21 protein-coding genes are annotated in these 25,732 nt (G+C 70.3%); 10 read left to right on the top strand and 11 right to left on the bottom strand.

What is annotated here, in order from left to right:
- Positions 1–42 precede the first annotated feature (42 nt).
- Positions 43–258, bottom strand: a complete 216-nt coding sequence (locus ACWEOE_RS05535) for a PspC domain-containing protein (protein ID WP_452004318.1) — start codon at positions 256–258, stop codon at positions 43–45.
- Between the two features lie 136 nt (positions 259–394).
- Here ACWEOE_RS05535 and ACWEOE_RS05530 point away from each other — a divergent pair, with 136 nt between their 5' ends.
- On the top strand, positions 395–1,159 hold the full coding sequence (locus ACWEOE_RS05530) for a nucleotidyltransferase domain-containing protein (protein WP_452004316.1): 765 nt from the start codon (positions 395–397) through the stop codon (positions 1,157–1,159).
- A gap of 1 nt (position 1,160) precedes the next feature.
- Here the strand turns inward: ACWEOE_RS05530 and ACWEOE_RS05525 are convergent, their stop codons facing one another.
- Positions 1,161–2,096, bottom strand: coding sequence for an o-succinylbenzoate synthase (locus ACWEOE_RS05525; protein ID WP_452004314.1), 936 nt, complete (start codon positions 2,094–2,096; stop codon positions 1,161–1,163).
- 56 nt (positions 2,097–2,152) lie between these two features.
- Here ACWEOE_RS05525 and ACWEOE_RS05520 point away from each other — a divergent pair, with 56 nt between their 5' ends.
- Positions 2,153–4,906 (top strand): BTAD domain-containing putative transcriptional regulator, encoded by a 2,754-nt coding sequence (locus ACWEOE_RS05520; RefSeq protein WP_452004311.1) that lies wholly within the window; start codon positions 2,153–2,155, stop codon positions 4,904–4,906.
- A 1,065-nt stretch (positions 4,907–5,971) separates the two neighbouring features.
- On the opposite strand, the gene ACWEOE_RS05515 is transcribed toward ACWEOE_RS05520, so the two are convergent.
- The 3 genes from ACWEOE_RS05515 to ACWEOE_RS05505 all read right to left on the bottom strand — a co-directional run bounded on the left by ACWEOE_RS05515 (position 5,972) and on the right by ACWEOE_RS05505 (position 9,633).
- Positions 5,972–6,817 (bottom strand): DUF72 domain-containing protein, encoded by an 846-nt coding sequence (locus ACWEOE_RS05515; RefSeq protein ID WP_452004308.1) that lies wholly within the window; start codon positions 6,815–6,817, stop codon positions 5,972–5,974.
- A 133-nt stretch (positions 6,818–6,950) separates the two neighbouring features.
- Entirely contained in the window at positions 6,951–7,712 is a 762-nt protein-coding gene (locus tag ACWEOE_RS05510; RefSeq protein ID WP_452004305.1) for a DUF4253 domain-containing protein, read from the bottom strand.
- Between the two features lie 274 nt (positions 7,713–7,986).
- On the bottom strand, positions 7,987–9,633 hold the full coding sequence (locus ACWEOE_RS05505) for a DNA repair helicase XPB (RefSeq protein ID WP_452004303.1): 1,647 nt from the start codon (positions 9,631–9,633) through the stop codon (positions 7,987–7,989).
- A gap of 91 nt (positions 9,634–9,724) precedes the next feature.
- Here ACWEOE_RS05505 and ACWEOE_RS05500 point away from each other — a divergent pair, with 91 nt between their 5' ends.
- On the top strand, positions 9,725–10,351 hold the full coding sequence (locus ACWEOE_RS05500) for an LppU/SCO3897 family protein (protein ID WP_452004301.1): 627 nt from the start codon (positions 9,725–9,727) through the stop codon (positions 10,349–10,351).
- On the opposite strand, the gene ACWEOE_RS05495 is transcribed toward ACWEOE_RS05500, so the two are convergent.
- Positions 10,348–11,313, bottom strand: coding sequence for an ABC transporter substrate-binding protein (locus ACWEOE_RS05495; protein WP_452004299.1), 966 nt, complete (start codon positions 11,311–11,313; stop codon positions 10,348–10,350). The genes ACWEOE_RS05500 and ACWEOE_RS05495 overlap by 4 nt on opposite strands.
- 196 nt (positions 11,314–11,509) lie before the next feature.
- On the opposite strand from ACWEOE_RS05495, the gene ACWEOE_RS05490 reads away from it, so the two are divergent.
- From ACWEOE_RS05490 to ACWEOE_RS05475, 4 genes are all read left to right on the top strand, one after another.
- The gene (locus tag ACWEOE_RS05490) at positions 11,510–14,383 is read left to right on the top strand and encodes a nitrate- and nitrite sensing domain-containing protein (protein ID WP_452004296.1); all 2,874 of its coding nucleotides are present in this window, start codon (positions 11,510–11,512) and stop codon (positions 14,381–14,383) included.
- A gap of 15 nt (positions 14,384–14,398) precedes the next feature.
- Complete coding sequence (locus ACWEOE_RS05485; RefSeq protein WP_452004294.1) at positions 14,399–15,076, top strand: copper homeostasis protein CutC; 678 nt, start codon at positions 14,399–14,401, stop codon at positions 15,074–15,076.
- 68 nt (positions 15,077–15,144) lie between these two features.
- Positions 15,145–15,885, top strand: coding sequence for a GAF domain-containing protein (locus tag ACWEOE_RS05480; protein ID WP_452004292.1), 741 nt, complete (start codon positions 15,145–15,147; stop codon positions 15,883–15,885).
- Positions 15,886–15,912: 27 nt separating this feature from the next.
- Positions 15,913–16,662, top strand: a complete 750-nt coding sequence (locus tag ACWEOE_RS05475) for an ANTAR domain-containing protein (protein WP_452004290.1) — start codon at positions 15,913–15,915, stop codon at positions 16,660–16,662.
- A gap of 239 nt (positions 16,663–16,901) precedes the next feature.
- Here ACWEOE_RS05475 and ACWEOE_RS05470 read toward each other — a convergent pair whose 3' ends face one another.
- Positions 16,902–17,486 carry a sigma-70 family RNA polymerase sigma factor gene (locus tag ACWEOE_RS05470; protein WP_452004287.1) on the bottom strand — a complete coding sequence of 195 codons (585 nt, stop codon included), beginning with the start codon at positions 17,484–17,486 and terminating at the stop codon, positions 16,902–16,904.
- 512 nt (positions 17,487–17,998) lie between these two features.
- Here ACWEOE_RS05470 and ACWEOE_RS05465 point away from each other — a divergent pair.
- Positions 17,999–19,639, top strand: coding sequence for a S53 family peptidase (locus tag ACWEOE_RS05465; protein ID WP_452004285.1), 1,641 nt, complete (start codon positions 17,999–18,001; stop codon positions 19,637–19,639).
- Between the two features lie 99 nt (positions 19,640–19,738).
- On the opposite strand, the gene ACWEOE_RS05460 is transcribed toward ACWEOE_RS05465, so the two are convergent.
- Complete coding sequence (locus ACWEOE_RS05460; protein ID WP_452004282.1) at positions 19,739–20,269, bottom strand: hypothetical protein; 531 nt, start codon at positions 20,267–20,269, stop codon at positions 19,739–19,741.
- A 91-nt stretch (positions 20,270–20,360) separates the two neighbouring features.
- Between ACWEOE_RS05460 and mdlC the strand changes: the two genes are divergently transcribed.
- On the top strand, positions 20,361–21,944 hold the full coding sequence (gene mdlC / locus ACWEOE_RS05455; protein WP_452004279.1) for a benzoylformate decarboxylase: 1,584 nt from the start codon (positions 20,361–20,363) through the stop codon (positions 21,942–21,944).
- A 44-nt stretch (positions 21,945–21,988) separates the two neighbouring features.
- The gene (locus tag ACWEOE_RS05450; protein WP_452004277.1) at positions 21,989–23,206 is read left to right on the top strand and encodes an acyl-CoA dehydrogenase family protein; all 1,218 of its coding nucleotides are present in this window, start codon (positions 21,989–21,991) and stop codon (positions 23,204–23,206) included.
- Between the two features lie 47 nt (positions 23,207–23,253).
- On the opposite strand, the gene ACWEOE_RS05445 is transcribed toward ACWEOE_RS05450, so the two are convergent.
- Genes ACWEOE_RS05445 through ACWEOE_RS05435 form a run of 3 tightly spaced genes read right to left on the bottom strand, consistent with a single transcriptional unit; the run spans position 23,254 to position 25,731 of the window.
- On the bottom strand, positions 23,254–24,117 hold the full coding sequence (locus tag ACWEOE_RS05445) for an ABC transporter ATP-binding protein (RefSeq protein ID WP_452004275.1): 864 nt from the start codon (positions 24,115–24,117) through the stop codon (positions 23,254–23,256).
- Positions 24,118–24,139: 22 nt separating this feature from the next.
- Positions 24,140–24,967 (bottom strand): ABC transporter permease, encoded by an 828-nt coding sequence (locus ACWEOE_RS05440; protein WP_452004272.1) that lies wholly within the window; start codon positions 24,965–24,967, stop codon positions 24,140–24,142.
- On the bottom strand, positions 24,964–25,731 hold the full coding sequence (locus tag ACWEOE_RS05435) for an ABC transporter permease (RefSeq protein ID WP_452004270.1): 768 nt from the start codon (positions 25,729–25,731) through the stop codon (positions 24,964–24,966). Before ACWEOE_RS05435 ends, ACWEOE_RS05440 begins: the two co-directional genes overlap by 4 nt.
- Between the last annotated feature and the right edge of the window lies 1 nt (position 25,732).

Raw genomic sequence — 25,732 nt, 5'->3', positions numbered from 1 at the left:
CGTGCCACCCCGTAGCTCGCGGCCCCCCGGCCGCGGCGGGGTTCAGGCGGCGGCCTCCGGCGTCAGCACGGCCGCCGCGAGGTAGATGGGGAGAGCGATTCCGGCCGAGAGCACCGTGGCGGCCACCACGGCGATGCGGACCATCGTCGGGTCGGCGCCGAGGTAGTCGGCCCAGCCCCCGCACACCCCGGTGAACATCCGGTCGGTGCGGCTGCGGAAGAGCTTCTTGGTTTCCGGGGTGTACACGCTGTTCGTCATGCCATGAATACTCCGCCGCCGCGCGCCCTGGCACATCGGGGAACGGCCCGGAGACCGACCCTGGACTCCGACCCGGAGGCCACCTCAGGGGAAATTCGGACGCCCGCGGACCGAACCGCCGGGTACAACTTCGCACGTGGCACACGTCAGCCTCGCAGCGGAACACGTCGACCTCGCCGAACGCGGCACGATCCTGCGGTGCCAGGTGGGCTCCGCGGTGCACGGCACATCCCTTGACGGCCAAGGCGACCGCGACGAAATGGGCCTGTGCGTCGAGCCGCCGGAGTACGTCGCCGGGCTGCGGCGCTTCGAGCAGTACGTGTTCCGCACGCAGCCCCAGGGCGTGCGCTCCGGGCCGGATGACCTCGACCTCGTCGGCTACTCGCTGCGCAAGTGGATGCGCCTCGCGCAGAACGGCAACCCGACCGTGCTGCTGCCGCTTTTCGTGCCGGAGCAGGAGATCGTGCGGATCACCGGGGCCGGCCACGAGTTGCGCGCCAACGCCGACCGCATCGTCTCGCGTCGCGCCGGGGCGAAGTTCGCGGGTTACTTCAAGAGTCAGCGGCGCCGGCTGGTCGAGGCGAAGGCCGCGCGGCCCGAGCTGGTCGAGGCGCATGGCTTCGACACCAAGTACGCGATGCACATGGTGCGCGTCGGTGTACAGGGCGTCGAGCTGCTCACGACGGGTCGTCTCACACTGCCGATGGCCGACCCCTGGCGCACGTGGCTGCTGGACCTGCGCCGCGGCCGGCACACGCAGGCCGAAGCGCTGGCCGCGGCCGAGGAGCTCGAACGCGAGCTGGCCGCGCTCGTCGGGGACGGGTCACCGTTGCCCGAGGGGCCCGACGAGGCCTGGGCCGACGACTTCCTCGTCCGCGCCCACCTGGCGTACTGGGCGTGAGTCAGCGCAGGGCGTGGACGCGCTCGAACCGGGCGCGCCACGCCTGCGTCACGTCCGGCGAAGCGGCGAAGTCCTCGAACCGGTCCGGAGCGGGAGCCTGCCCGAGGACAGGGAGATAACCGTCCACAGGGGACAGTGTCCGGGTCGAGACATCGCCGGCCAGCAAGGACATCGTGCCGAGCCCGCAGGCGAAGTCGAGCCGCGGGAGCGCGCCCGCGAGCGCGAGGCCGGCAGCGAGGCCCACGCTGGTCTCGACCGCGGACGACACCACACACGGCAGCCCGCACGCCTCGGCCACCTCCAGCGCGCGCCGCACCCCGCCGAGCGGCGCGACCTTCAGCACGGCGATGTCGGCGGCCCCGGCCACCGCGACCTTCAACGGGTCCTCGGCGCGGCGGATCGACTCGTCGGCGGCGATCCGCACGGACACCCGGCGGCGGACGGCGGCCAGCTCGTCGATGGTGCGGCACGGCTGCTCCGCGTACTCGAGGCCGCCGGCCGCCTTGTCGAGGTCAGCGAGCGCGGTGACGGCGGTGTCGACGTCCCACGCCATGTTCGCGTCCACGCGGATCGCGCCGCTCGGGCCGAGGGCGTCGCGGACGGCTTCGAGGCGGGCGCAGTCGTCGGCGAGCGTCGAGCGCTTGTCGGCGACCTTCACCTTCGCCGTGCGGCACCCCGACGCCCGGACCAGCGCGTGGGCCTGCTCCGCCGGCACGACGGGGACGGTCGTGTTGACCTCGACCCGGTCGCGCACCGGTGCGGGCCAGCCCTGCTCGCTCGCTTCGAGCGCGCTCGCGAGCCACGGGAGGCTTTCGGCGTCCGAATAGTCCGCGAACGGGCAGAATTCACCCCAGCCGGCGGGTCCTTCGAGCAGGACGCCTTCACGGACGGTGATGTCCCGGAACCGGTTGTGCAGGGGCAGCGCGTAGACCTTCATCACCACAGATCATGCCACTCGCCACGCACGTGCCGATCGGGCGGCGACCGGCCAGAATGAGACGGGTGGACGGCCTCGACTTCCGGGTGCTCGGCCCGGCTGAGGTCGTGGCCGAGGGCCGCGCCGTGCCGCTCGGCGGCAGCCGGCCGCTGATCGTGCTCGCCGGGCTGCTGTTGCGGGTCAACCACGTGGTGTCCGTCGGCGAACTCGGCCGCTGGCTGTGGGACGACGACCGGCGCCGCTCGAAAGGCGCCCTCCAGACGTACGTGCTGAGGCTGCGGCGGGCGCTGGGCGAAGGTGTTGTCATTCGCACAGAACGTGGTGGTTATCTGCTGGAACTTGATCCGTTGGCCACGGATCTCGGTCGGTTTCGCGCATTTGCGGCCCGCGGCAGGACAGCTTCCGAACAAGGCGAACACCGTCGAGCGGCGGCGTTGTTCGCCGACGCACTCGCCCAGTGGCGCGGCCCCGCGCTGCAGAACGTCGAATCCGACGCCCTGCACCTCGACGAGGCCACTCAGCTCGCCGAGGAGCGCACGCGGGTGCGCGAGCTGTGGGCCGATGCGTTGCTCGCCGTCGGTGAGTTCGGCACCGTCGTCCCGGAGCTCACGCGGCTGGCCCGGAAACACCCGTTGCGGGAACGGCTGCACGAGCAGCTCGTGCTCGCGCTGTTCCATTCCGGACGGCAGGCCGAGGCGCTCGAGGTGTACCGGCGGATCAGCACCGTGCTGGCCGACGAACTGGGCCTCGACCCCGGCGCCGGGCTGCAGCGCGTGCACCGGCTCGTGCTGGGCGGGGCGCCGTCCCAGCCGGCCGTCGAGCCGCAGGTGCCGCACCAATTGCCGGCTGACCTCGTGGCTTTCGCCGGCCGTGAGGCGGATCTCAAGGCGCTGCGGGCGTTGCTGCCGGCCGACGACAGCACGTCGACCCCCATCGCGTCGGTCGAAGGGATGGGCGGGATGGGGAAAACGACCCTGTCCGTCCACTTCGCACACGAGGTCGCCGAGCGGTTCCCCGGTGGACAGGTGTTCCTGAACCTGCGCGGCCACGGTCCCGGCGAACCGGTGGAACCGCTCGCGGCACTGGCAACCCTGCTGTCCGCTCTCGGTGTCCCAGGTGATCAGCTGCCGGCCGATGTGGACAGTCGCGCCGCGCTCTGGCGCACGCACACGGCGGGCCGCCGGCTGCTCGTGCTGCTGGACAACGCGAACAGCACCGAACAGGTCCGGCCGCTGCTGCCCGGACCCGGGTGCCTGGTGGTGGTCACGAGCCGCTGGCAGCTGCGTGGCCTCGTCGCGACTCACGGCGCGCGCCGGATCGCCCTCGAAGAGCTGGACGAGACGGGCGCGGTCGAGCTGCTGGCGTCGGCGATCGGCGTCGAGCGGGTGAACGCCGATCTCGTCGCCACCTCACGGTTCGTCGAGTACTGCGGCGGGCTGCCGCTGGCGATCCGGATCCTGGCCGTGCGGGCGGCGCAGTTCCCGGACTTTCCCCTGGGTTCGCTTGTGGACGCACTGGCGGCCGAGTCCGACCGGCTCGGGTCGTTCGACCTCGGTGACGGCGAGGAGACGAACATCCGGTCCGTGTTCTCGTACTCGTACCGGGCGTTGCCGCCCGAGGCCGCGCGGCTGTTGCGGTTGCTCGGTTTGCCTTCGGGTCCGGACGTGACACCCGCTGTCGCCGAGGTGCTGCTGGGCTCGCCGCCGGGGTCCGCTCTGGATGCTCTGGTGTCGGCGCATCTGCTCACGCAGCCACAGCCGGGTCGCTACCAGTTCCACGACCTGATCCGGGCGTACGCCGCCGAGCTCGCGTACCAAGTGGACAGTCCAGCGGACACCACGGCCGCCCGGGTGCGGATGTTGGATTTCTACCTTTCCTCGGCGCTGAACGCATCCCGTGCCATGCGCCCCGAGCGGATCTACGGTTCGCTGGAGTTGTGCGTGGAGGGTGGTCTCGCGTTCGCCGATTACCACGCGGGCCTGGCGTGGTTCGCCGAGGAGTACGGAAATCTCGTCGCCGCGGTGCAGCTGGCGTTCCGGCTGCGCGAATACTCACATTGCTGGAAACTCACGTGGCTGATGTTCACGTACTTCGCCGGCCGCACCCGCGTCGATGATTGGCGCGCCCTCAACGAACTCGCCCTGCGCGGCACGCGGCTGTCCGGTGACCGGGCGGGTGAGGCCGGGATCCTCAACAGCCTCGGCGTGATCGACGGCGTTGTCCGCGACTACGCGTCAGCGCGTCGGCATCTGGAGCAGGCCCTGGCCCTGCAGCGCGAACTCCGCTCCCGCGAAGGCGAGGCGCGGGCCCTCTACAACCTGGCCATGGCGGCAGACTCCGCCGCTGATTTCCCCATCGCCCTCGCCCACGGCACCGAGGCCCTGCGCATCGTGCGCGACCTGCGCCTGACCGGCTTCGAGGCCAACGTCCTGCGCGCCCTCGGCGACCTCTGCTGCCGCTTCGGCGACTTTCCCCGCGCCCTCTCCCTGGCCGACGAGGCCCTCACCCTGGCCCCCACTCCACGCGACGGCCGGTTTTCGCTGGCCACCCGCGCCAAGGCCCTGCTGGGGCTGGGCCGCCCGGCGGAGGGCATCGAGTGCATGTCCGACGCCGTCGACATGTTCTTCTCCCTCGACGAACACTACGAAGCCGCCGACCTCCTCGCCCAACTCGGCACGGCCCACCAGCGCCTCGGCCACCCCGCCGCCGCCCGCGACTGCTGGCTCCGCTCCGCCCGCCTCCTCACCGCCCTCGCCCATCCCGACGCGGCCACAGTCCGCGCCAAACTCGCCGCGATGGTCTCGGGCTGACCTCGTCCCGGCTTGACTCGCGGTGCCCTTGCCATCGGGGTCGGTCTTGCCATTGCCGGCGGCATGCTGCCGCGTTGTGGGGCAGCCGCCGGTCGGCGGGGATTCCTGCCGCAAGCCTTGGCGCCTGGCCAAGCGGCCTGGCAATCTGCCCGGCGTTTTCACACTGTCGGATTTGCCGTTTGGCCTGGCATCTCGCCGAACACATCGACTCTTGCCACCTCGTGCCGCGAGTTACCGGGCTGCGTAGCACCCTGCCGGCGTGAGCGGCAGTTGCCAGTTCGTGCGGCGTGTTGCTGGGCTGTGTGGGCCTTGCTGGCTTTGTGGCCAGTTGCCGGCCGGCGTGACCGATTGCCGGGGTTGCGAGGCACCTTGCTGACGTCCGTGGCGGTTGCCGGCTGGTGTCGCGCGCTGCGAGCTGCGTAGCGCTTTGCTGACGTGTGTGGCGGTTGTCGGCTGGTGCGGCGAGTTGCCGGGCTGCGTGGGCCTTGCTGGCTTTGTGGCCAGTTGCCGGCCGGCGTGACCGATTGCCGGGGTTGCGAGGCACCTTGCTGACGTCCGTGGCGGTTGCCGGCTGGTGCCGCCCGCCGCCGGGCGGCGTGGCACCCGGCCGAGGTCCGTGGTGCTTGCCGGCTGGCGCAGCGAGTTGCTCGGCGGTGAGGCGCCTTGCCGACGTGCGTAGCAGTTGCCAGTTAGTCCAGTGAGTTGCTGGCTGCGCGGCGGCTTGCCAGCTGGCGCGGCGAGTTGCCAAGCCGGTGCATCGCTTGCCGACTCGCCTGGTGATGGGGAAGTGCCTTCGCGGGTCGCCACCCCGGCGGCAAGACGGGCCGATTCCGCCGCACGTTGTCTTCGCGTGGTGCAGGTTGCCAGGGTGCGCCGCGAGTTGCCGGGCCGGCGTATCGCTTGCCCAGCGAGCGGCGAGTTGCCAGCTCGTGGCGGCGATTGCCTCAGGGCGTGGCAAGTTGCCAAGGCACGTGGTGCGGTGGTCTGCGTGCCGACCCCCAGAGGCGGCAGGCGGACCACCCGCACCCGTATGCCCAACTCAAGCGGACGGCGCTCACTGTTCGCTCACTGCCCCGGGGGTGGGTCGGGGTTCAGCAGGCCGGTGAGGGTGATGGCGTTGCGGGGGGCTTCGACTTTGACGTCGTTGTCGAAGTAGACGTGGACGTCACGGTGGCCGGAGGCGTGCCAGGCGGTGATCTTGGCGGCCCAGGCGCGAAGGGCGGAATCGGTGTAGCCGCTGGTGTAGAGCTCGACGTCGCCGTGGAGGCGGATGTAGGTGAAGTCCGTGGTCTGATCCTCGCGGTAGGGCCAGCGGCCGGCGGTGTCGGCGACGACCAGGGCGACGTCGTGCCGGCGCAGCAAGCCCAGGGCTTCCGGGGCGACGAAGCTCGGGTGGCGGACTTCCAGCGCGTGCCGGATGGGGCGGTTCCGGCCGGCTTCGAGGTAGGGCGGGGTCTTCAGCTTGTCGTCGTGTTTGGCGCCGAGCGCGGCGGCTTCGGTGGTGGTGCGCGGCAGCAGGCTGAGGAACGTCTCGACGCGGTCCGGGTCGAACTCGAGCCGCGCGGGCAGCTGCCAGAGCACCGGGCCCAGTTTTTCGCCGAGTGCCAGCAGACCGGACGCGAAGAAGTTGGCCACGGCGGACTCGACGTCCCGCAGCTGCTTCAGATGCGTGATGAACCGCCCGCCCTTCACCGCGAACACGAACCCGGCCGGGGTCTGCTCGGCCCAGGAGCGGTAGCGGTCGGGGGTCTGCAGGGAGTAGAAGGCGCCGTTGAGCTCGACGGAGTTCAACCGCTGCGAGATGTACTCCAGCTCGCGGCGCTGCGCGAGCCCCTCGGGGTAGAACTCGCGGCGCCACGGCGGATACCGCCAGCCCGACGTCCCGATCCGAATCGCGGCGACCTCCCTCACCCCCTTCTTCCGCGACGTGATTCCCCTGGGCCCGTTGCGGTAAACGCGCTCGCGCGGCCTTCGTCCGGACGCGCGCACCACATTTCGGGACACCTGACCCAAACGAGGGGACATGCGTCTCACGCCCCCGGACTCAGGCCCACGAGAAGTTCCACCGGCGCGTTTGCACGAGACTGGCGGCGTACTCGCGGAGCGTTCCGGGCTGGGAGAGGTACGTGGGCAGGCTGAACGCGCGGTGCTCGGCCGCCACGGTGAGGGCGCGGGCCTGCGTGCGCGGCGGGGCCGAGACGGACAGCGTGAGCGAGTCGAAGCCCATCGAGACCAGCGTGGCGCCGAAGCGGTCTTCCCAGCTGCGCAGCACGGCGGACACCTCCGCGACGCGGTCGGTGGACTTGATCATGCCCGTCCAGCCGAGCAGCGCGGGGATGTCGGCCGGACGATCGGTCTGGACGAGGCCGAGCCGGTGTGCGCCACGCGTGGCGAGGATGGAACCGGTGTTGCCGGCCTCGGCGAGGGGGTCGGCGCGCCGGTGCGACCGGCGTGCGAGCCCGGGGAAGCGGGCGCCGAAGGGCCGCAGGCACGCGCCGTCGCAACACGAGGTGTCCCACCAGCGCGCCAGCGTTTCCGCCGGGTCCACCACGTCCACCCGATGCCCGGCCGGCGCGAGGCGCCCGCGGTCGTCGAGCCAGTCCTCACCGCGCGCGGCGAAGCGCTGGTCGTGCGGGATCAGCACGGGCCAGAGGCCGGAGCGCTCGAACTCCGCTACGCACTCCAGGTACCGGCGCGGCCGCGCGAGCGGTTCCTCGGACACCCAGATGCGCCCATGCCACCGCCCGGGCGGCAGCGTTTGAACCGGCGGGACCCCTGCGGCGGGTCGGAACGGTGCGATCGTCATGCGCTTCCCCTCGAACTGGTGTTCGGTCGTGCATGTCGAACAGTAGTTCGAAGGGTCGACAATTTCCAGGGTTTTGGTCGCTCATCCGTTCGAGTGAATCGAGGAAAACGCTGGTCGGGGGAGGGTTTGCGGGACTGGTGGTGCGAGTGAGGTGAAAGTTTCTGCTGCGGCGATCGGGTGAAGGGTTCGTAGGCGGCGCTGAGGTGCGGGCCGGGTCCGGGCTCGACCGGTTGCGCTGAAGCGCCCGCCAGAGCAGGCGCGACCAGCCCAACCATCACAACGGCCGGCGCAAATCCTCCGCATCCACGATCCGATACGCATACCCCTGCTCAGCCAAGAACCTCTGCCGATGCGCCGCGTACTCCGTGTCCACCGTGTCCCGGGACACGATCGAATAGAAGTGCGCCTGCCGCCCGTCCCCCTTGGGACGGAGCAGTCGGCCTAACCGTTGGGCTTCCTCCTGGCGAGAGCCGAACGTGCCCGAGATCTGGATCGCCACCGAGGCCTCCGGCAGGTCGATCGAGAAGTTCGCGACCTTGGACACCACCAGGGTCCGCAGCTCGCCCCGGCGGAAGCGGTCGAACAGCTCCTCGCGCTCCTTGTTGCGCGTCGAGCCCTGGATCACGGGGGCGTCGAGCTCGGCGCCCAGCATCTCGAGCTGGTCGAGGTACGCGCCGATCACCAGGGTGGGCTCGCCGGCGTGACGCTCCACAATGGACTTGATCACGGGTGTCTTCGTCTCGGCCGTGGCGGCGAGCTTGTAGCGCTCGTCGGGCTCCGCAGTCGCGTACGCGAGGCGCTCGGCGTCCGTGAGGGTCACGCGGACCTCGGTGCACTCGGCGGGCGCGATCCAGCCCTGGGCCTCGATGTCACGCCACGGGACGTCGTAGCGCTTGGGGCCGATCAGGGAGAACACGTCACCCTCGCGGCCGTCTTCGCGGACCAGCGTCGCAGTCAGGCCCAGGCGGCGGCGGGACTGCAGGTCGGCTGTCATGCGGAAGACCGGGGCGGGCAGGAGGTGCACCTCGTCGTACACGACGAGGCCCCAGTCGCGGGAGTCGAAGAGTTCCAGGTGCCGGTATTCGCCCTTGGTCTTGCGGGTGACGACCTGGTAGGTGGCGATCGTGACGGGACGAATTTCCTTCTTCTCGCCCGAGTACTCGCCGATCTCGTCCTCGGTCAGGGACGTGCGGGCCACGAGCTCGCGCTTCCACTGGCGGCCGGCGACGGTGTTGGTCACCAGGATCAGCGTGGTGGCTTGGGCGTGGGCCATCGCGGCCGCGCCCACCAGGGTCTTGCCGGCGCCGCACGGCAGCACCACGACGCCGGAGCCGCCGGCCCAGAAGGCCTCCGCGGCCTGGCGCTGGTAGTCGCGCAGCATCCAGTCGACTTCTTCCAGCGCGATCGGGTGCGCCTCGCCGTCGACGTAGCCCGCGAGGTCCTCCGCGGGCCAGCCGACCTTCAGCAGTGCCTGCTTGAGCCGCCCGCGTTCGGACGGGTGCACGATCACCGTGTCCTCGTCGATGCGCGCGCCGAGCATCGGGCTGATCTTCTTGTGCCGCGACACCTCTTCAAGCACCGCGCGGTCGGTGGTCGACATCACCAGGCCGTGGGCCGGGTGGTTGGCGATCTGCAGCCGTCCGAACCGGCCCATCACGTCGACCACGTCGATCAGCAGCGGCTGCGGCACGGGGAAGCGCGAGTACGTCGTCAGCGCGTCCACGACCTGCTCCGCGTCGTGTCCGGCGGCGCGCGCGTTCCACAACGCCAGCGGCGTGATCCGGTACGTGTGCACGTGCTCGGGCGCACGCTCCAGCTCCGCGAAGGGCGCGATCGCGATCCGCGCGTCGTCGGCCTGGGGGTTGTCGACCTCGAGCAGCACGGTCTTGTCGGACTGGACGATCAGGGGGCCATCAGTCACCCGTCCTTTATACGTTCTCCCCGAGGTGTCCCTCCCGCCGCGGCCGCCCGGGTGCCAAGATGATCCGCAGGAAAAAGCCGGAGGGGGACCTTTGACCACACCACCGTTCGGCGCGCCGCCGGCCGCCAACCCGTTCCAGCCGCCTGGTGCCGTGCCGCCCCGGCCGGGAAGCCCCCGGCCGCTCTCGAGCACCACGAAGGTGCTGGTCGCGGCAGGAATCGTGGTGGCGCTCGGTGTGGGCGTGCTCGCGGCGTTCGGCGTCGCCGCGATCGCCCGCTCGGCGGGCACGCCGGTGGCCGGCAGCTGCCTCTACCTGTCCGACGAGACCGGCGGCGCGCAGAACTACCACGGCGTGAGCTGCTCCGAGCAGCGTGCGACCTACCGCGTGGACGTGGTGGAAACCGGCTCCTCGGGGTGCCACGGCGGCGACTACGTGCGCTTCCAGCTCTTCCGCGGCACCAGCTCGAGCCGCACCGCCTCCCCGCGCGAGACGCTGTGCCTGGCGCTCAACGTCTCCTCCGGCGATTGCCTGCGCGACGTCGACGACGACGCCGAGATCAGCAAGGTCACCTGCAGCGACCCCGACGCCGAGGCCCGCGCGGTCGTGCACCCGGGCGAGGGCGACGAGGACACTTGTGGCACCGACGACAAGGTCCGCGTGTACACGGGCCCGCCCGAGCGCACGGTGTGCCTGCAGCCCGCCGGCGAGAACATCTAGGGCTGGTCTTCGTCGGGAAGCATCGCCTGCACGTCGAGCCGGCTCGAGATCAGGCCGGACGTGTGCATGAGGTCGGCCACGCGCTGCAGCCGGATCGCCGAGAGCGTGGTCGGGTAGGTGCCCAGCGAGATCAGGGCGGCCGTGGTCGGGTCGATGTCGGAGAACGTCGGCAGCGCGTCGCGGACGATCGCCGGGTCCGCGGCCGTCTGCTGCGCCTGCGTGAGCACGCGCCGGAACACCGCGAGCGTGCGCGGGTTGTCGCGCGCGAACGCGCCCGTCGTGGCGTAACCCGAGGCCGGGAAGTCGAGCGTGGCGCCGCTGGACCCGTCGGCGAGGATCTGCGCGCCGAGTTCCTTCTCCGCCCGCGTGATGTACGGCTCGACCATCAGTGCGGCGTCGGCCTCGCCCGCCTGCAGCGCTTCGGGCATCCGGTCGAACGGCTTGGTCACCAAGTGGATCTTCGCCGGGTCGACGCCCGCGGTCGCGAGCACGGACCGGGCGGTGAGCGCGCCGATGTCGTCGAGGTCGTCCACCGCGATCTTCGGCGACTTCTTGGCCGTCGGCTCGGTGTAGTCGGAGTTGGGCAGCGTCACCAAGGCGATCGTGTTGTTGCCCGACGTGTACGCCTCGCCTTGCAGCTGCAGGGCCGTGCCGGCGTTGGCCGCACTGAACAGCGACACGTCGCTGGCGAACGTCACATCCAGCTGTCCGCCGGTGAGTTTCGCCAGCCCGTCCTCGGTCCCGAGGTCCACGAGCGTGATGTTGAGCCCGGCCTCGCGGAACTTCCCGGCGGCCACGGCGATGCGCAGGGGCGCGGTGTCGATCGGCCCGCCCACACCCACGCGCAGAGTGGTCCGTTCCACCGGTGCCGGAACCGCGGTGTCACCGGAAGTGAACAGCGAACAGCCGCCGGTGGCCAGCAAGGCCGCCACCAGCGGCAACACCAGTCTGCGCACGTTCATCCGCTCTCACCCACCGGGAGAATCTCCGCATCACGCTGGATCGTATGGGCCGCTGCCCATACGATCCCCGACAGGGCCGTGACCGCGCCAGTGCGGTTTCCCGATCCGATCGAGCCAACCTACTGTCGAGTAGGCTCGATTCGGACAACCCCGATGTCGTCCGCGGATGAGGTGCCGCGGTGAAAAGGAAGCTTAGGTGAGCCGTCGCGACCAGCGTCCCCGAACGGGCGACGCGACGGATCCCGCTGCCGCCAGACAGGTCGGGGCTTGGCGCCTGCGCAACTGGCACCTGCGCACCAAGCTCTTCGCCGTCCTGCTGATCCCCGCGCTCGCCGTGATCGGGCTCGTGGGGCTGCGCGTGAGCACCGACCTGCGGGACGCGCAGGCGCTCGCCGAGTTCGCCGCGCGCGGCCGGGTGGACAGCACCGTGGCCGAGGTGCTGCACCAGCTGCAGCGCGAGCGCGACGTGACCGTGCGCTTCGTCGCCGGCAACCGCCAGGGCGCCACCACCGACCTCAAAGGCCAGCGCACGCGCGTGGACCAGGCCATCGGCGCGTTCGAGAAAACGCTCGCCGACAGCAAACCGCGCCTCGACGCCGTGGCCGCCAGCAGCCTGCAGCAGAGCGACGACCGCCTGCGCGTGCTCAGCGGCCTGCGTTACTCCGCCGAGCACTCGGCCTTCCCGGCCGACGCCGTGCTCCGCTCCTACAGCGAGCTGATCTCCGGCCTTCTCGACATCAGCGACATGGCCGCCGCCGACGTCTCCGATCCGGATCTCGCCCGGCTGCGCCTCGCCGGCAACGCGCTCGCGCGGATCAAGGACCAGATGTCGGTCAAGCGCGCGATCATGTCCGAGGCGCTCGCCGAGGGCAGCCTCAACCGCGACCGCACGCGCGCGCTGCTCGGCGCCGAGGCCGAGCTCAACGCCGCGCGCAACGACTACCGCACCTTCGCGACACCCGACCAGCAGCGGATGTACGACGACACGGTGATCGGCCTCGTCGTCGACATCGGCAACGACATGGTCGAGTCGGCCCTGACCCGAGCCGAGAACGGCCAGTCGCTGCAAGGTCTGGACCCCAACCAGTGGGACACCGCGGCCACCTACACCGTGAACCTCGCACACCAGGTGCAGGAAGCGCTACTGGTGCAGTTGCAGCAGCAGACCGATGCGCTCGCCGCGCGCGCCCGCACCTCGACGATCTGGGACGGCGGCATCGTGCTCGCCGTGCTGCTCGTGGCGGGCATCCTGTCCGTGGTCATCGCGCGCTCGCTGCTGCGGCCCCTGCGCGTGCTGCGGCGCACGGCGCTGGACGTGGCCGACCACCGGCTGCCCGAGGCCGTGCAACGACTGCTGACCGACCCCGACCCCGCGCCGGAGAACCTGCGCCACCGCGCGGCCGTCGCGCCCGTGCCGGTGTTCACGCGCGAAGAGGTGGGCCAGGTCGCGCGCGCGTTCGACGCGGTGCACGGTGAGGCCGTGCGGCTCGCGGCCGAACAGGCGATGCTGCGCGAGAACGTGAACTCGATGTTCGTCAACCTCTCGCAGCGAAGCCAGGACCTCGTCGAACGGCAGCTGTCCGTGCTCGACCGCATGGAGGCCGGCGAGCAGGACCCGGACACGCTCGCGGGCCTGTTCGAGCTCGACCACCTCGCCACGCGCATGCGCCGCAACAGCGAGAACCTGCTGGTGCTCTCGGGCACCGACCTCGTGCGCGAGGACAGCGGACCGGTGGTGGCCGACGAGATCGTGGGCGCGGCACTGTCCGAAGTGGAGGATTACCAGCGAATCGAGCTGGGGTCCGCGCCGGTGCTCGCGGTGCGCGGCGAGGCCGTGAACGACCTGGTGCACGTGGTGTCCGAGCTGCTCGAGAACGCCACGCGGTATTCGGCGGAACGCGCGAGCGTCACAGTGGAGAGCGCGGAAACACCCGAGGGCGACTGGCGGATCGAGATCACCGACCGCGGCGCCGGCATGCCGCAGGCCGAGATCGACCGCACCAACGCGCGCCTGGCCAACCCACCGGACGTCGACGTCGAGGTCTCTCGCCGGATGGGCCTCTACGTGGTCGCGACGCTCGCCCAGCGCCACCACATCGACGTTTCCCTACGCCCCGCCGAGGGCACCGGCCTCACCGCGACCGTGCTCGTGCCGGCCGCGCTGATCGTCGACGCGCCGCCGCTGCCCGAGCCGCCCGCCCCCGGCAGCGGTCCCGTCGCGGAGCCCGAGCCGGCACCGGAGCTGTTGCCGCCGTTGGCGCCGCTCGCCGCCGTGCCCGCGGTGGCCCCGCCCGAGGACGGGGACCCCGAGCCGGCAGCGGACGTGCCGATGGTTCCCGTGCTCGAGCCCGGCCCGCCGCGGCGCGCGCCGGTCGTCGAGAGCACGCCTTCGTGGCCGTCGTCGGAGGAGCGCTCACACCTCGACCTCGACGCGCCCACCGAACGCATGCCCGCCTACCGCGACGTGCTGTCGCGGTGGTTCGACGCGGCCGCGCCCCCGCCCGAGGGCCGGGCGACGGTGCCGCCGGAACCGTTGCCGGTGGCCGAAGCCGCGCCGGTACCCGCTTCGGAACCACTGCCGCAGTGGGAGCCGGAACCCGCGGCGGAGTGTCAGCCCGAGCCGGTCGTGGCCCGTCAACCCGAACCGGAAGCCCCGGCTCCCGACCAGCCCGAACCACCGGCGCGGCACGCCCGGACCGCCCTCGAATCGGAGCCCGACCACGCGGAGCCCGACCACGAGGAACACGACCACGAGGAACACGACGACCCCGACGACGCAGAACCCGGGTTCCCGGCCGAACAGTTCCCCACCACTGACCCGGACCTGCAATGGCCGACGTCGGACGAGCTCGAACAGGAGGACGGCGCCGAGGACACGTGGCCGTTCCTGCGGGTCTCCGATGTCGAGGAAGCCGGCCGTGACGGGCTGGGGGCGAGCCCCGGGCAGGTGCCCGAGCAGCGGCCGATACTCTCGCTTTCCCCCGAAGCGGTGCGCGAGCGGATGACGAGCCTTCAAGGCGGGTTCCGGCGGGGGCGCCACGCCCGGGGGGACGAGAACCCCACGACCTGATCGAACGGATGACCCATGAGCTCGAAGACCGCCCTGCTGGAAGTGATCGCGCTGGGTCCGGAAGACGCGCAGCGCGCTCAGGAAGGCGGGGCGGACCGGCTCGAACTGGTCGCGGACATGGCGCGTGACGGGCTCACGCCCTCCGAACAAACCGTGCGCGAGGTGCTCGCCGCCACCGACCTGCCGGTGCGGGTGATGCTGCGCGCGGCCGACGGGTTCGCCGCCGGTGACCTCGACGCCCTGCGCGCCGACACCGCGAAGCTCCTGGCCGCCGGCGCGCGCGAGTTCGTGTTCGGTTTCCTCACCGAGGACAACGAGATCGACGTCGACGCCTGCCGCGCGCTGCTCAAGGAGATCGGAGGTGCGCCGTGGACCTTTCACCGCGCCATCGACCGGGCCCGCGACCCGCTCGCCGCGTTCGACGTGCTGACCGAGCTGGGCGCCGACACGGTGCTCGCGGCCGGGAGCCCGCACGGCGTCGGCAGCGGGCTTTCCGTGTTGCAGCAGCTTGCGCGGCGGACCGTGGGCCCTTCGCTGCTCGTCGGCGGCGGTCTGCGGGCGCAGCAGGTGCACCTGCTGCGCGCCGGCGGCGTACGCGGGTTCCACGTGGGCAGCGCGGTGCGTCCAGGTGGGTGGACTTCGCCTGTTGACGCCGCCGCGGTGCGCGAGTGGGCCTCGCTCGTCAAAGACTGAGCTAAGGTTTTCGAGGGTCTCCCGTTCGGGAGACTTGTCCGATTTCACCGAGCTGAAGGCCCCGGGAGTTGGCGGCGAGCGAGCAGGACAGACGTGACAGCACGCCGCTCATGCGTGCCTGGACGCGAGCCCGTGACCAGGCCCGACGGCTGCGCAGTGATGTCACGGTGCCGATCCTGTGCCGGTCGGCGGCCGCGTGGCTCGGTGTGGCCGGGGCCAGCGTGCTGGTGAGCACCGGGCCGGGCACGCAGGAAGTGCGGGCGGCCACTTGCGACCTGGCGGCCGTGCTCACCGAACTGGAGGTCACCGTGGGGGAGGGGCCGGTGCGCACCGCGCGTGAGCTGGGATCCCCGGTGCTGGTCGGTGACTTCGACAGCCACGAGCACTCGCGGCGCTGGCCGCTGTACGCGCCGCTCGCGGTGCAGGCCGGCGTGCACTCTCAGTTCGTACTGCCGCTGCGGGTCGGCGTCATCGACGTCGGCATTTTCTCGTGCCACCGCACGGAGCCCGAACCGCTGGAGCCCGCGTTGTTCGCGGACGCGCTGGCCTACGGTGAACTGATGTTGCTCCTGCTGCTGAACGAACAGGCCGGGAGCTCCGACGCCGATGCCGACATAAGTCTGTCGCTGCGCTCGTCCCAGGTGCACCAGGCGACGGGCATGGCCGCGGCGCAGCTCGATGTCAGCCTCGACGACGCTTTCGCCGCGCTTCGGGCGAGGGCGTTCGCCGAGCAACGGCCCCTTTCCGAAATCGCCGCCGATGTTTTGGCTCGGCGGTTTCGTTTCACCCACGGAGGGGGAACCCCATGAAAGCCGTGATCTGCGGAGCCGACACAAATGAAGGAGATGGCTGGGTTGGTTGACGGACGGCTGGTAGACACGTTCGTCGAACTCGCCGACACGCTCACTGACGACTTCGACGTGATCGAATTCCTTCATCTGCTCACGACGCGGAGTGTCGAGCTCCTTCCGGTCGATGCGGCCGGGCTGCTGCTCGCGGACGCGAACGGCGACCTGCAGCTGGTCGCGAGCTCGGACGAGCGGGCGCGGGTGCTCGAACTCTTCCAGCTGCAGCGGGCCGAAGGCCCCTGCCTGGAGGCCTTCAAGCTGCGCACGACCGTGATCGCGCCGGACCTGGCCCGCGACGCCGCGGGCTGGTCCGGGTTCGCGGAGCTCGCCGTGCAGCGTGGTTTTCACGCGGTGCACGCCATTCCCATGCGGCTGCGCGCGGAGGTGGTTGGTGCGCTGAACCTCTTCTCGGTCCACCCGGGAGAGCTGGCGCCGGAAGACCTTCGCGTGGCGCGCGGAATGGTCGACGTCGCCACGATCGGCCTGCTGCAGGCACGGGCGATTCAGCGGCACGAGATCCTTGTCGAGCAGCTGCAGACCGCGTTGACCAGCCGCGTGGTCATCGAACAGGCGAAAGGTTTCCTCGCCGAGCGCCTCAGCCTCGAGACGGACGAGGCATTCGCGGTGCTGCGCCGGTTCGCGCGTTCCCGGGGCCGGAAGCTGAGCGAGGTGGCCGCGGAGGTCGTGACGCGCTCGGCGGCGGTGCGGGAGTTATTCGAAAATCCGCCTTCTCACTAACGCCCGCGCTTTCCTCCGGTCAGCGGAGTCCCGCCGCATTCGACGCGGCTAGGGTCGAATGGTCCGTCCCAGTCCCCGGCGGAAATCGATTCCGGCCGGCGGGCGCGGGAGGGCGTCATGGGCGTGCGGATTCAGTTCGGAACGCGTTCGAGGGGATGGCGAGGGGTTTCCTCGGCCGCGATCCGCTCCGTTGTGGCGACGCGGATAGTGCTTTCGCGCCTGTCGGCCAGGCTCCGCGGTTAGCTGTCCTGCTTGGGCAGCGGGCCGCCGCGCAGGAGCTTGCGCAGTTTCGTCAGCGCGCGGTGCTGGCTCACGCGCACCGCGACCGCGCTGGGCAGGCCCAGGGCCGAGGCCGTTTCCTCCGCCGAATAGCCGAGCACCACGCGCAGGGTGAGCAGGTCGCGCTGGTCCGGCGTCAGGTGGTGCAGCAGGTCCTCGATCTGCAGGCGCGAATCGGTCTGGGCGTACTCGTCGGGGCCCGGTGCGTCTTCGTCGCCCGCGTCGGCGTACGGGTCGGCGCGGTTGCGGGCGCGGCGACGGAACTCGTCGGCGACCTTGTTCTTCGCGATGCCGAACACGAACGGCAGGAAGCTGTCGGTCTCGTAGCGGTAGCGCGGCAGCTCGACGAGCACGGCCATCAGCACGTCCTGCGCGCAGTCCTCGGCGCCGTGCGCGCCGAGCCGGCCCCGGCAGTAGCGCAGCACGACCGGGCTCAGGAACTTCACGAGATCGGCCACGGCGGCGGCGTCGCCGGCCACGGCAGCGGCGACGAGCCGGCTGTCCGGGCGCGGCGAAGGCGCGCGTTCGTCGGTCGCCATCCGCATCGTTCCCAGGGTCGGACGGACCGCCGGACCGGTGGTGCCACGGCGGTGAGCACGCTCGACAGCCGGGGACTCGGGACGTTTCGCGGGCCGAACGAAAGCCTGCTCCGCACGGCGTTGATTGTCCAATGCAAAACGACGTCGGCAAGTTACGTGTTTTCGCGCAGGCCGCGAAAACACGGCTCCCTGGGGTCTCGGCGGCGGCGTTGTTCACGAGCACGTCAAGCTGCTTCACGCGGCTCAGCGCGGTCTCGACGATCCGCTCGGCCGCTCCGGGCGCGGTGAGGTCCGGCGCCTGGCGCGACTGCGATCTTCGGGGAACCGGCAAATGGTGCTATCAAGACCAAACCCGCATAACGGGAGTTACCCCTAAACGTCGCGTAATTGCTCTCGTGAAACATAAACCGACTGTGAAAAGCTCAGCCAAAAGTAGGTTCCTCGGCGGCTTATGCTCCTTCTCAAGCCGACGCACGAAGTGTTTCGGCCAGGTCCCCCACCGTTTGAGAGGAATTGCCATGCGCTTGCACAAGCTCGTCGCCGCAGCGGTCCCGCTGCCGGCGTTGCTGTGCCTTTCCCTGGCCGGCGTGGCCCACGCCGATCCCTTGATCACCATGAGCGCCAACTCCGCGCCGCTGGCGTCGAGTGCCCGCAGTGGCGATGTCGACGCTGATCAGCAGATCGACGCCGCTCTGTCGCTCAAGCTGCACAACCAGCAGGCTCTCCAGCAGTTCCTCTCCGACGTCCAGAACCCGGCCTCGCCGCAGTACCACCGCTTCCTCACCCCGGAGCAGTTCAATGCGGCATTCGGCCCAACGCAGGCCGATGTCGCGAAGGCCGTTTCATTCCTGAAACAAAACGGTGCCCGCGGAATCGAGGTTTCCGGTAACCGCCAGGCCATCACGTTCACCGGTTCGGCCGCGCAGCTCGAATCCACATTCCACACCCGCCTCGGCAATTACACCGACACGGCCACCGGTCGCAAGTTCTTCGCGAACGACTCCGCTCCCGCGCTGCCCGCTTCCGTTTCCTCGGTGGTGCAGGCCGTGGTCGGTCTCGACAACCACGCCGTGAAGGAGCACTCGGCCACCACCGCCGCGCCGAAGGTGGTGAAGGCCGTGACGCCGAGCATCCTGAAGTCCGCGTACTCGACCAGCGGCCTCTCGGCCACGGGCACGGGCGTGAACGTCGGTTTCGTCGAGTTCGACGGCTACCGCAAGTCCGACATCACGAGCTACGACACGAAGTACGGCCTCACCGGCGGCAGCGTCACCACCGTGCCGGTGAACGGGGCCAACTACGACTCGAACCCCGGCGACGGCGAGGTCGAGGTCGACCTGGACATCGAGGTCGTGCACGCGCTCGCGTCGCAGGTGAGCAGCTACGTGTACGAGGCCCCGAACTCCAACGCGGGCGAGCTGGCGATGTACCAGAAGATCGCGTCGGACAGGCGCGTCAGCGTGGTCTCCATCTCGTGGGGCTCGTGCGAGGCGGCGGAGGGTTCGTCGGCCGCCAACAGCGTGAACAACGCGATCGCCACCGGCACCGCGGAGGGCATCAGCTACTTCGCCGCCGCGGGTGACGACGGCACCACCGACTGCGCCCGCCAGACCGGCAGCCGCTCGCAGGCCGTCGACTTCCCGGCGTCGAGCCCGAACGTCTCGGGCGTCGGCGGCACCCAGCTCACCGTGACCTCGTCCAACACCTACAGCAGCGAAAAGGCCTGGAACGACGGCGCCTCGGGCGGCGCCGGCGGCGGTGGCATCTCGACGATCTTCACCGTACCCTCCTGGCAGTCCCACCAGAGCACCACGAAGCGCAAGGTCCCCGACGTCGCCGGCGACGCCGCTTCGGGCTCCGCTTACACCATCGTCAGCGGCGGCACCACCGGCAACGTCTGGGGCACCTCCGGCGCGGCTCCCCTGTGGGCCGCTTTCACCGCCCTGCAGAACCAGGTCCACGGCGGCTCCCTCGGCAACCTCAACCCGACCTTCTACGGCATCGGCAACGGCTCGTCGTACTCCACGGGCTTCCACGACGTGACCACGGGCAACAACACCTTCAACGGCACCACCGGCTTCTCCGCCGGCACGGGCTACGACCAGGTCACCGGCTGGGGCTCGTTCAAGGGCACCGGGCTTTCGGGGCTGATCGGCTGAGTGTTTTCTGTTGAGGTGGGGCTCTTTTCTTCGGGAAGGGGCCCCGCTTCGGTGTTTACAGTGGAAAACACCCTGCACCGCAGGCGATCAGGGGCGGTCTCACCGACCCCAGGGATGCAGGGCGCTCCAGGTGCCACCCGCCGCCGCGAAGACCAACTCTGAGCCTGCAAAGGCTTCCTCGGCGTTCTCCGGGGGCAGGCTGCCGAATCGTTCGGCGCACAAGTCGACCTGCAACAGCCCGTCGAACCGGGTGAACTGCGGGGGATCGTAGAGCACCCAGGCGCCCCCGATGGTCTCGTCGATGCGGAACCGCTGAACGCCGAGCAGCTCCAGGGACACCAGCTCCCCGCGGAGATCCTCGCTCAACACTCCGGCCTCGATCACGAGCGTGGCGACACGTGTTGGCTTCAGGCCCCATTCCTGATCGACGACGACGCGGCGCAGGAGGGAGTCGTGAAACGCGTAGCGATCCAGTAAGGCCGCGGCCCCGTCCTCGGTCAACGGGAATGGCCCGAGCTTCCGCTCCGGCATCGGCGGTCTGTTGTCCACTGCGTTCCTCCGGCTTCCGGCAACGGATCCAACCACGACTTCGCCTCGGGTGCGGCCCATCGTGGTCTTCGGCACCTGCATCGGGCGGGCTGTCCACAGCCGGAAACACCACCCCAAACCTTCACTCGGGTAGGTGAGACAACCGCCCACCACCCGGGATAGCCTCCGGGCCATGCGCACCATTCGCGACGCCACCCGGGAACTCCTCCGCAACCTCGGCCTCACCACGGTGTTCGGCAACCCCGGCACCACGGAGATCGCGTTCCTCACCGAGTGGCCCGACGACTTCACCTACGTCCTCGGGTTGCAGGAGTCCGCCGTGGTGGCGATGGCGGACGGGTACGCGCAGGCGACGCGCAAGCCCGTGCTGGTCAACCTGCACTCGGCGGGCGGTGTGGGCCATTCGCTGGGGCACGTGTTCACCGCGTACCGGGACCGGGCGCCGTTGATCGTGCTGGCGGGGCAGCAGACTCGTTCCCTCCTCCCGGACGAGCCGTTCCTGGGGGCGGTGGAGGCGGCGAGCTTCCCGAAGCCGTACGTGAAGTGGAGCATCGAGCCGGCGCGGGCGGAGGACGTGCCGGCGGCGATCGCGCACGCGTATTACGTTGCGACGCAGGCGCCGCAGGGGCCGGTGTTCGTGTCGGTGCCCGTGGACGACTGGGACGCCGAGGCGACGATGCCGTTGCCGACCGGAACCCGAACGCAGCACTTCGCGCCGGACCCCGCGGCCCTGGGCGAACTCGCCGAGGCGCTGGACGAAGCGAAGAACCCCGGGATCGTCGTCGGTGCCGCCGTCGATGGGGACGGCGCGGTGCCGGACGTGGTGGCGCTGGCCGAAAAACTCGATGCCGGCGTGTGGGCCGCGCCGATGTCGTCGCGGTGTTCGTTCCCCGAGGACCACGAGTTGTTCCTTGGGTTCCTGCAGCCCGAGCGCATCGCGCTGACCAACGCGCTCAAGGACCACGACGTCGTGGTGGTGCTGGGTGCGCCGGCGTTCACCTACCACGTGTACCGCGGCGAGCCGGCAACCCCGTTGCCGCCGTTGTTCCTGGTCAGCGACGACGAGCAGGTGCTCGCGCGCGCCGGCAACGGCACCGGCATCCGGTCCACGCCGAAGCTCGCGATCCAGGCCCTCTCGGAAAGCGTCCACGCGAAGAGCCGCGAGGCCAAGCCCAGGGCCGAAAAGCCCGCGAAGCCCGCCGAAACCACGCCGATCTCGCCGGACTTCGCGTACGCGACCGTCGCGGAGCTGTTGCCGGACAACGCGATCGTGGTGGAGGAGACGCCGAGCCACCGCAACTGCCTCCACGACCACCTGCCGATCACCTCGACCGACACGGGGTTCCTCACCGTCGCGAGCGGCACGCTCGGTTACGGCCTCCCGGCGGCCGTCGGCGCGGCGCTGGGCCGGCCCGACCGCAAGGTGGTCGCCGTCCTCGGTGACGGTTCGAGCATGTACTGCGTGCAGGCACTGTGGACGGCCGCGCGCGAGAACGTGCCGGTCACCTTCGTGGTGCTGGACAACGCGCAGTACGCCGCCGTCCGCATCCTCGGCGAGTCGGCCGGGGGCAAGAAGGTGCCGGGCACCGAACTCGGCGGCATCGACTTCGCGCAGCTCGCGCAGAGCATGGGTGTGCCCGCGCGGACCGTCGAAGAGGGCGCCGACCTGCGCGCGGCCCTGGCCGGGGCGCTGGCCGAAAACGGCCCCGCGCTGGTGCACGTGAAGGTCGACCCGAACCCGCAGAAACTGTATTGATCTTCGCGATTGACCCGACCGGGTGACGCTGTTTTGATGGCCAGGTGCAGCCTCTACTGACTCCGGGACAGCAGGAACTCGTGGACAAGGCCGGCAAGCTCGCCGACGTCTTCGCCGAGCGTGCCGCCCTGCACGACCGTGAGAACACCTTCCCCCACGAGAACTACGATGACCTCCGGGAGGCGGGTTTCCTGCGCCTGTCGGTGCCGGAGGAGCTGGGCGGCTTCGGCGCCGGCCTGCCGGAGATCCTGCCCGTGTTGGAACGCCTGGCGATGGGCGACGGCGCCACCGCGCTCGCGTTCACGATGCACCTCTCGCCGATGGGCCAGTGGTCGAGCGTCTGGCGGCGCACTCAGTCGCCGCGGCTGGCCGAGCTGCTCACGAAAGCGTCCGAGGGCAACCTGATCTGGGCGTCGGTGACCAGCGAAACCGGCCTGCGCAACGACATGACGGACTCGAACACGGTCGCCACGCGGGTCGAGGGCGGGTTCGAGCTCACGGGCCGCAAGAGCTTCGCCACCAACACCGCCGTCGCCACGCACTGCTCCACCACCGCGCGCTACGAGGACGCCGAGGGCGGCCCACGGCTGCTGCTGTGCCAGATCGCGCTCGACCAGCCCGGGGTGGAGATCCACCAGACCTGGGACACCATGGGCATGCGCGGCACGCAGAGCAACGACGTCGAGCTGACGAAGGTGTTCGTCGAGGACAGCGCCGTCGTGCACTCGCTGCCGGTGAAGCACCTCGACGCGCGGGTGCTGGAAACCGTGTGGGCGTGGGCGATGCCGGCGTTCGCGTCCGTCTACACAGGAGTCGCGGCGGGTGCGCTGGACTGGACCGTGCGCTCTTTGCAGAAACGTGGCAAGACGGGCGACCCGGTGCTGCAGGACGTGATCGGCGAGTGCCAGATCCTGCTCGACAGCTCGCGCGCCCTGATCCGCAGCCACGCCGAGGACGTGATGTCACGCCGTCTCTTCACCGGCGACGTGCAGGACGGTGTGGCCCGCTGCTCCATCGTAAAGTACGTGTCGGCCAACAACGCCGTGCAGGTGATGCAGCGACTCGTCGACGTGCTGGGCGGCATGTCCTACACCAAGAAGCTGCCGTTCGAACGCATGTGGCGCGACGTGCAGGCCAGCACGTTCATGCCCATGGGCAACCTCGCCACGCGCAAGCTGGTGGGCGCCAACGTGCTCGGCGTGCGGACGCTGCCCGAGATCGGCCCCGACGAGACGGGCCCGGACTCCCGCGCCAAGGCCTGAGACGCGGGAAACGGGGCACCCGCTCGGTGCCCCGTTTCCCGTAGTGCTCAGCTCTGCGCCTTCGCCTCTTCCTTCGAAGCCTGCGAAGCCTCCGCTGCCTCCGCGACCGCAGCGGCCTCGGCTTCATCCGCCACCGCCTGCGAAGCCGGCCCGTGCAACAGCCGGGCCACCTCACCGCGCAACGTCACGAACTCCGCCGACTCCCGCGTGGTGATCTGGTCGCGCTCGGCGGGCAGCCCCACGGGCAGGTCGGCAACGATCGACGCCGGTGACTTCGACAGCACCAGCACCCGGTCGCCCAGGTACACGCTCTCGTCGATGTCGTGCGTCACCAGCACCACCGTGGTGCCCTGCTCGCGCTGCACACGCCGCAGCAGATCCTCCAGCTCGAAGCGCGTCTGCGCGTCGACGGAGGCGAACGGCTCGTCCATGATCAGCAATGCCGGCCGCGAAGCCAGCGCCCGCGCGATCGACACGCGCTGCTGCATGCCACCCGAAAGCTGCCACGGGAACTTCGCCCCGATCCCGGACAGGCCCACGGCCGCCAGCGCCGCATCGGCCCGTTCACGCCGCGCAGCCTTGTCGAGTTTGGTCCAGCGCAAGGGGAATTCGACGTTCTTGGCCACCGTCAGCCACGGGAACAGCGAGCGGCTGTAGTCCTGGAACACCACGGCGAGGTCGTCCGGCACGCCGGTCACCAGGTCGCCGTGCAGGCTCACCGTGCCCGACGTCGGCGGCACCAGGCCCGCGATCGCCCGCAGCAGCGTCGACTTGCCGCACCCCGAAGGACCGACGATGCACGCCAGCTGGCCCGCCTCGACGGTGAACGACAGGTCGTTCACGGCCACGTGCGCGCCCTCGCCCGTGCCGTAGCGGTGGCTGAGGCCGGAGACCTCGAGCATGGTCGACATTCTGACTACCTTCCGGAAAGTTCTAGTGACGGCCGGGCTGCCACTTCAGCACCCGCCGCTCGACGGCGAGCAGGGCCGCGTTGAACCCGTAACCCAGGATGCCCAGCAGCACGATCCACGCCCACATCTGGTCGAAGTCGTACGCGCGCTGGGCGGCGATCAGCGCGTAGCCGATGCCGTTGAGCGAGCCGACGAGCTCCGAGATCGCCATGAGGATCAGCGAGATCGACAGCGAGAGCCGCAGCCCCGCGAAGATCTTCGGCATCGCCGCCGGCAGCACCACCGCGGTGATCCAGTAGAACCGCGGCGTGCGGAACGCTCGCGCGGTCTCGGCCTTCACCTTGTCGACCGAACGCACACCGTCCACTGTGTTCAGCACGATCGGCCACACGGAGCCGAAGATGATCGTGGCGATCTGCATGCCCGGTCCGATGTGGAACAGCACGATGAACACCGGAACCAGCGCGGGCGGCGGGATCGCGCGGAAGAACGCGAACAGCGGCCCCACGTAGTCCATGCCGGTCTTCGAGCGCCCGAGCGCCGTGCCCAGCGCGACACCCAGCACCACCGACAGCAGCCAGCCGCCCAGCACTCGCGCGAGGCTCGGCAGGATGTGGTCGAACACGGCGTCGCCGAGGAACACGTGCGAAGCCGGGCCGGAGAACCACAGCTTCACCGCCGCCGCCACGATCTTGGTGGGCGGCGGGAAGAACACGCTTTCCGTGAACTGCGTGATGACCTGCCAGATCACCACGAGCACCACGAACAGCAGCCACTTGCGCGCGAACCCGCTCAGCCCGCGGCTCACGCGACCGCGCGCGGCGGTCACCGGTTTGCCGACGACGGTCACGCGATGTCCCCTTCGTCGTTGCTGCTCCAGCGGAACAGGCGCTTGCCCAGCCGCTCGAGCCCTTCGTTGGCGAGGAATCCCAGCACCCCCGCCACGACGGTGCCCGCGAGCACCAGGTCCATCCGGCCCGAGCCGGACGACGCCTCGAGCACGAACTGCCCGATGCCCAGTTTCGCGCCCGCCAGGAACTCCGTGCTGATCACCAGGATCAGCGAGATCGCGGCCGACATGCGGATGCCGGTGAACACGAACGGCGCCGCGTGCGGCAGCGCCACCGACGTCAGCAGCCGCGACTTGGGCGTGCCGTACGAGCGCGCGGTCTCGATCAGCAGCGGGTCGATCTCGGCCATCGCATAGATGGTGTTGAACAGGATCGGCCACACGGCCGCGTAGACCGCGAGCAGGATCTTCGACTCGGGCCCGCCGCCGACCACGATCAGGATCAGCGGGATCCAAGCCACGGAAGGAATGGGGCGCAGGAACTCGACGATGGCCTTGGTTGCGTCCCGCAGCCAGCGCACGCTGCCGAGCAGCAACCCGGCCGGCACGGCGACCGCGATGGAGACGGCCATCGCGATCAGCCACGCCAGCACGGACGCGATCACGTCACGCATGAACTCCGTGTCGCCGAGCAGTTCGCCGATGCGGGCGAACACGACCGTCGGCGGCGGCACGTCGTTCTGGTCGATCAGCCCGGCCCGCACGACGACCTCCCAGATCAGGAGGAAGCCGAGCAGCCCGACCAGGTTCCGAACGAGTCGCACG

Source organism: Amycolatopsis sp. NPDC004368 (assembly GCF_053602515.1).
This window is presented reverse-complemented; position numbering and strand designations above follow the sequence as displayed.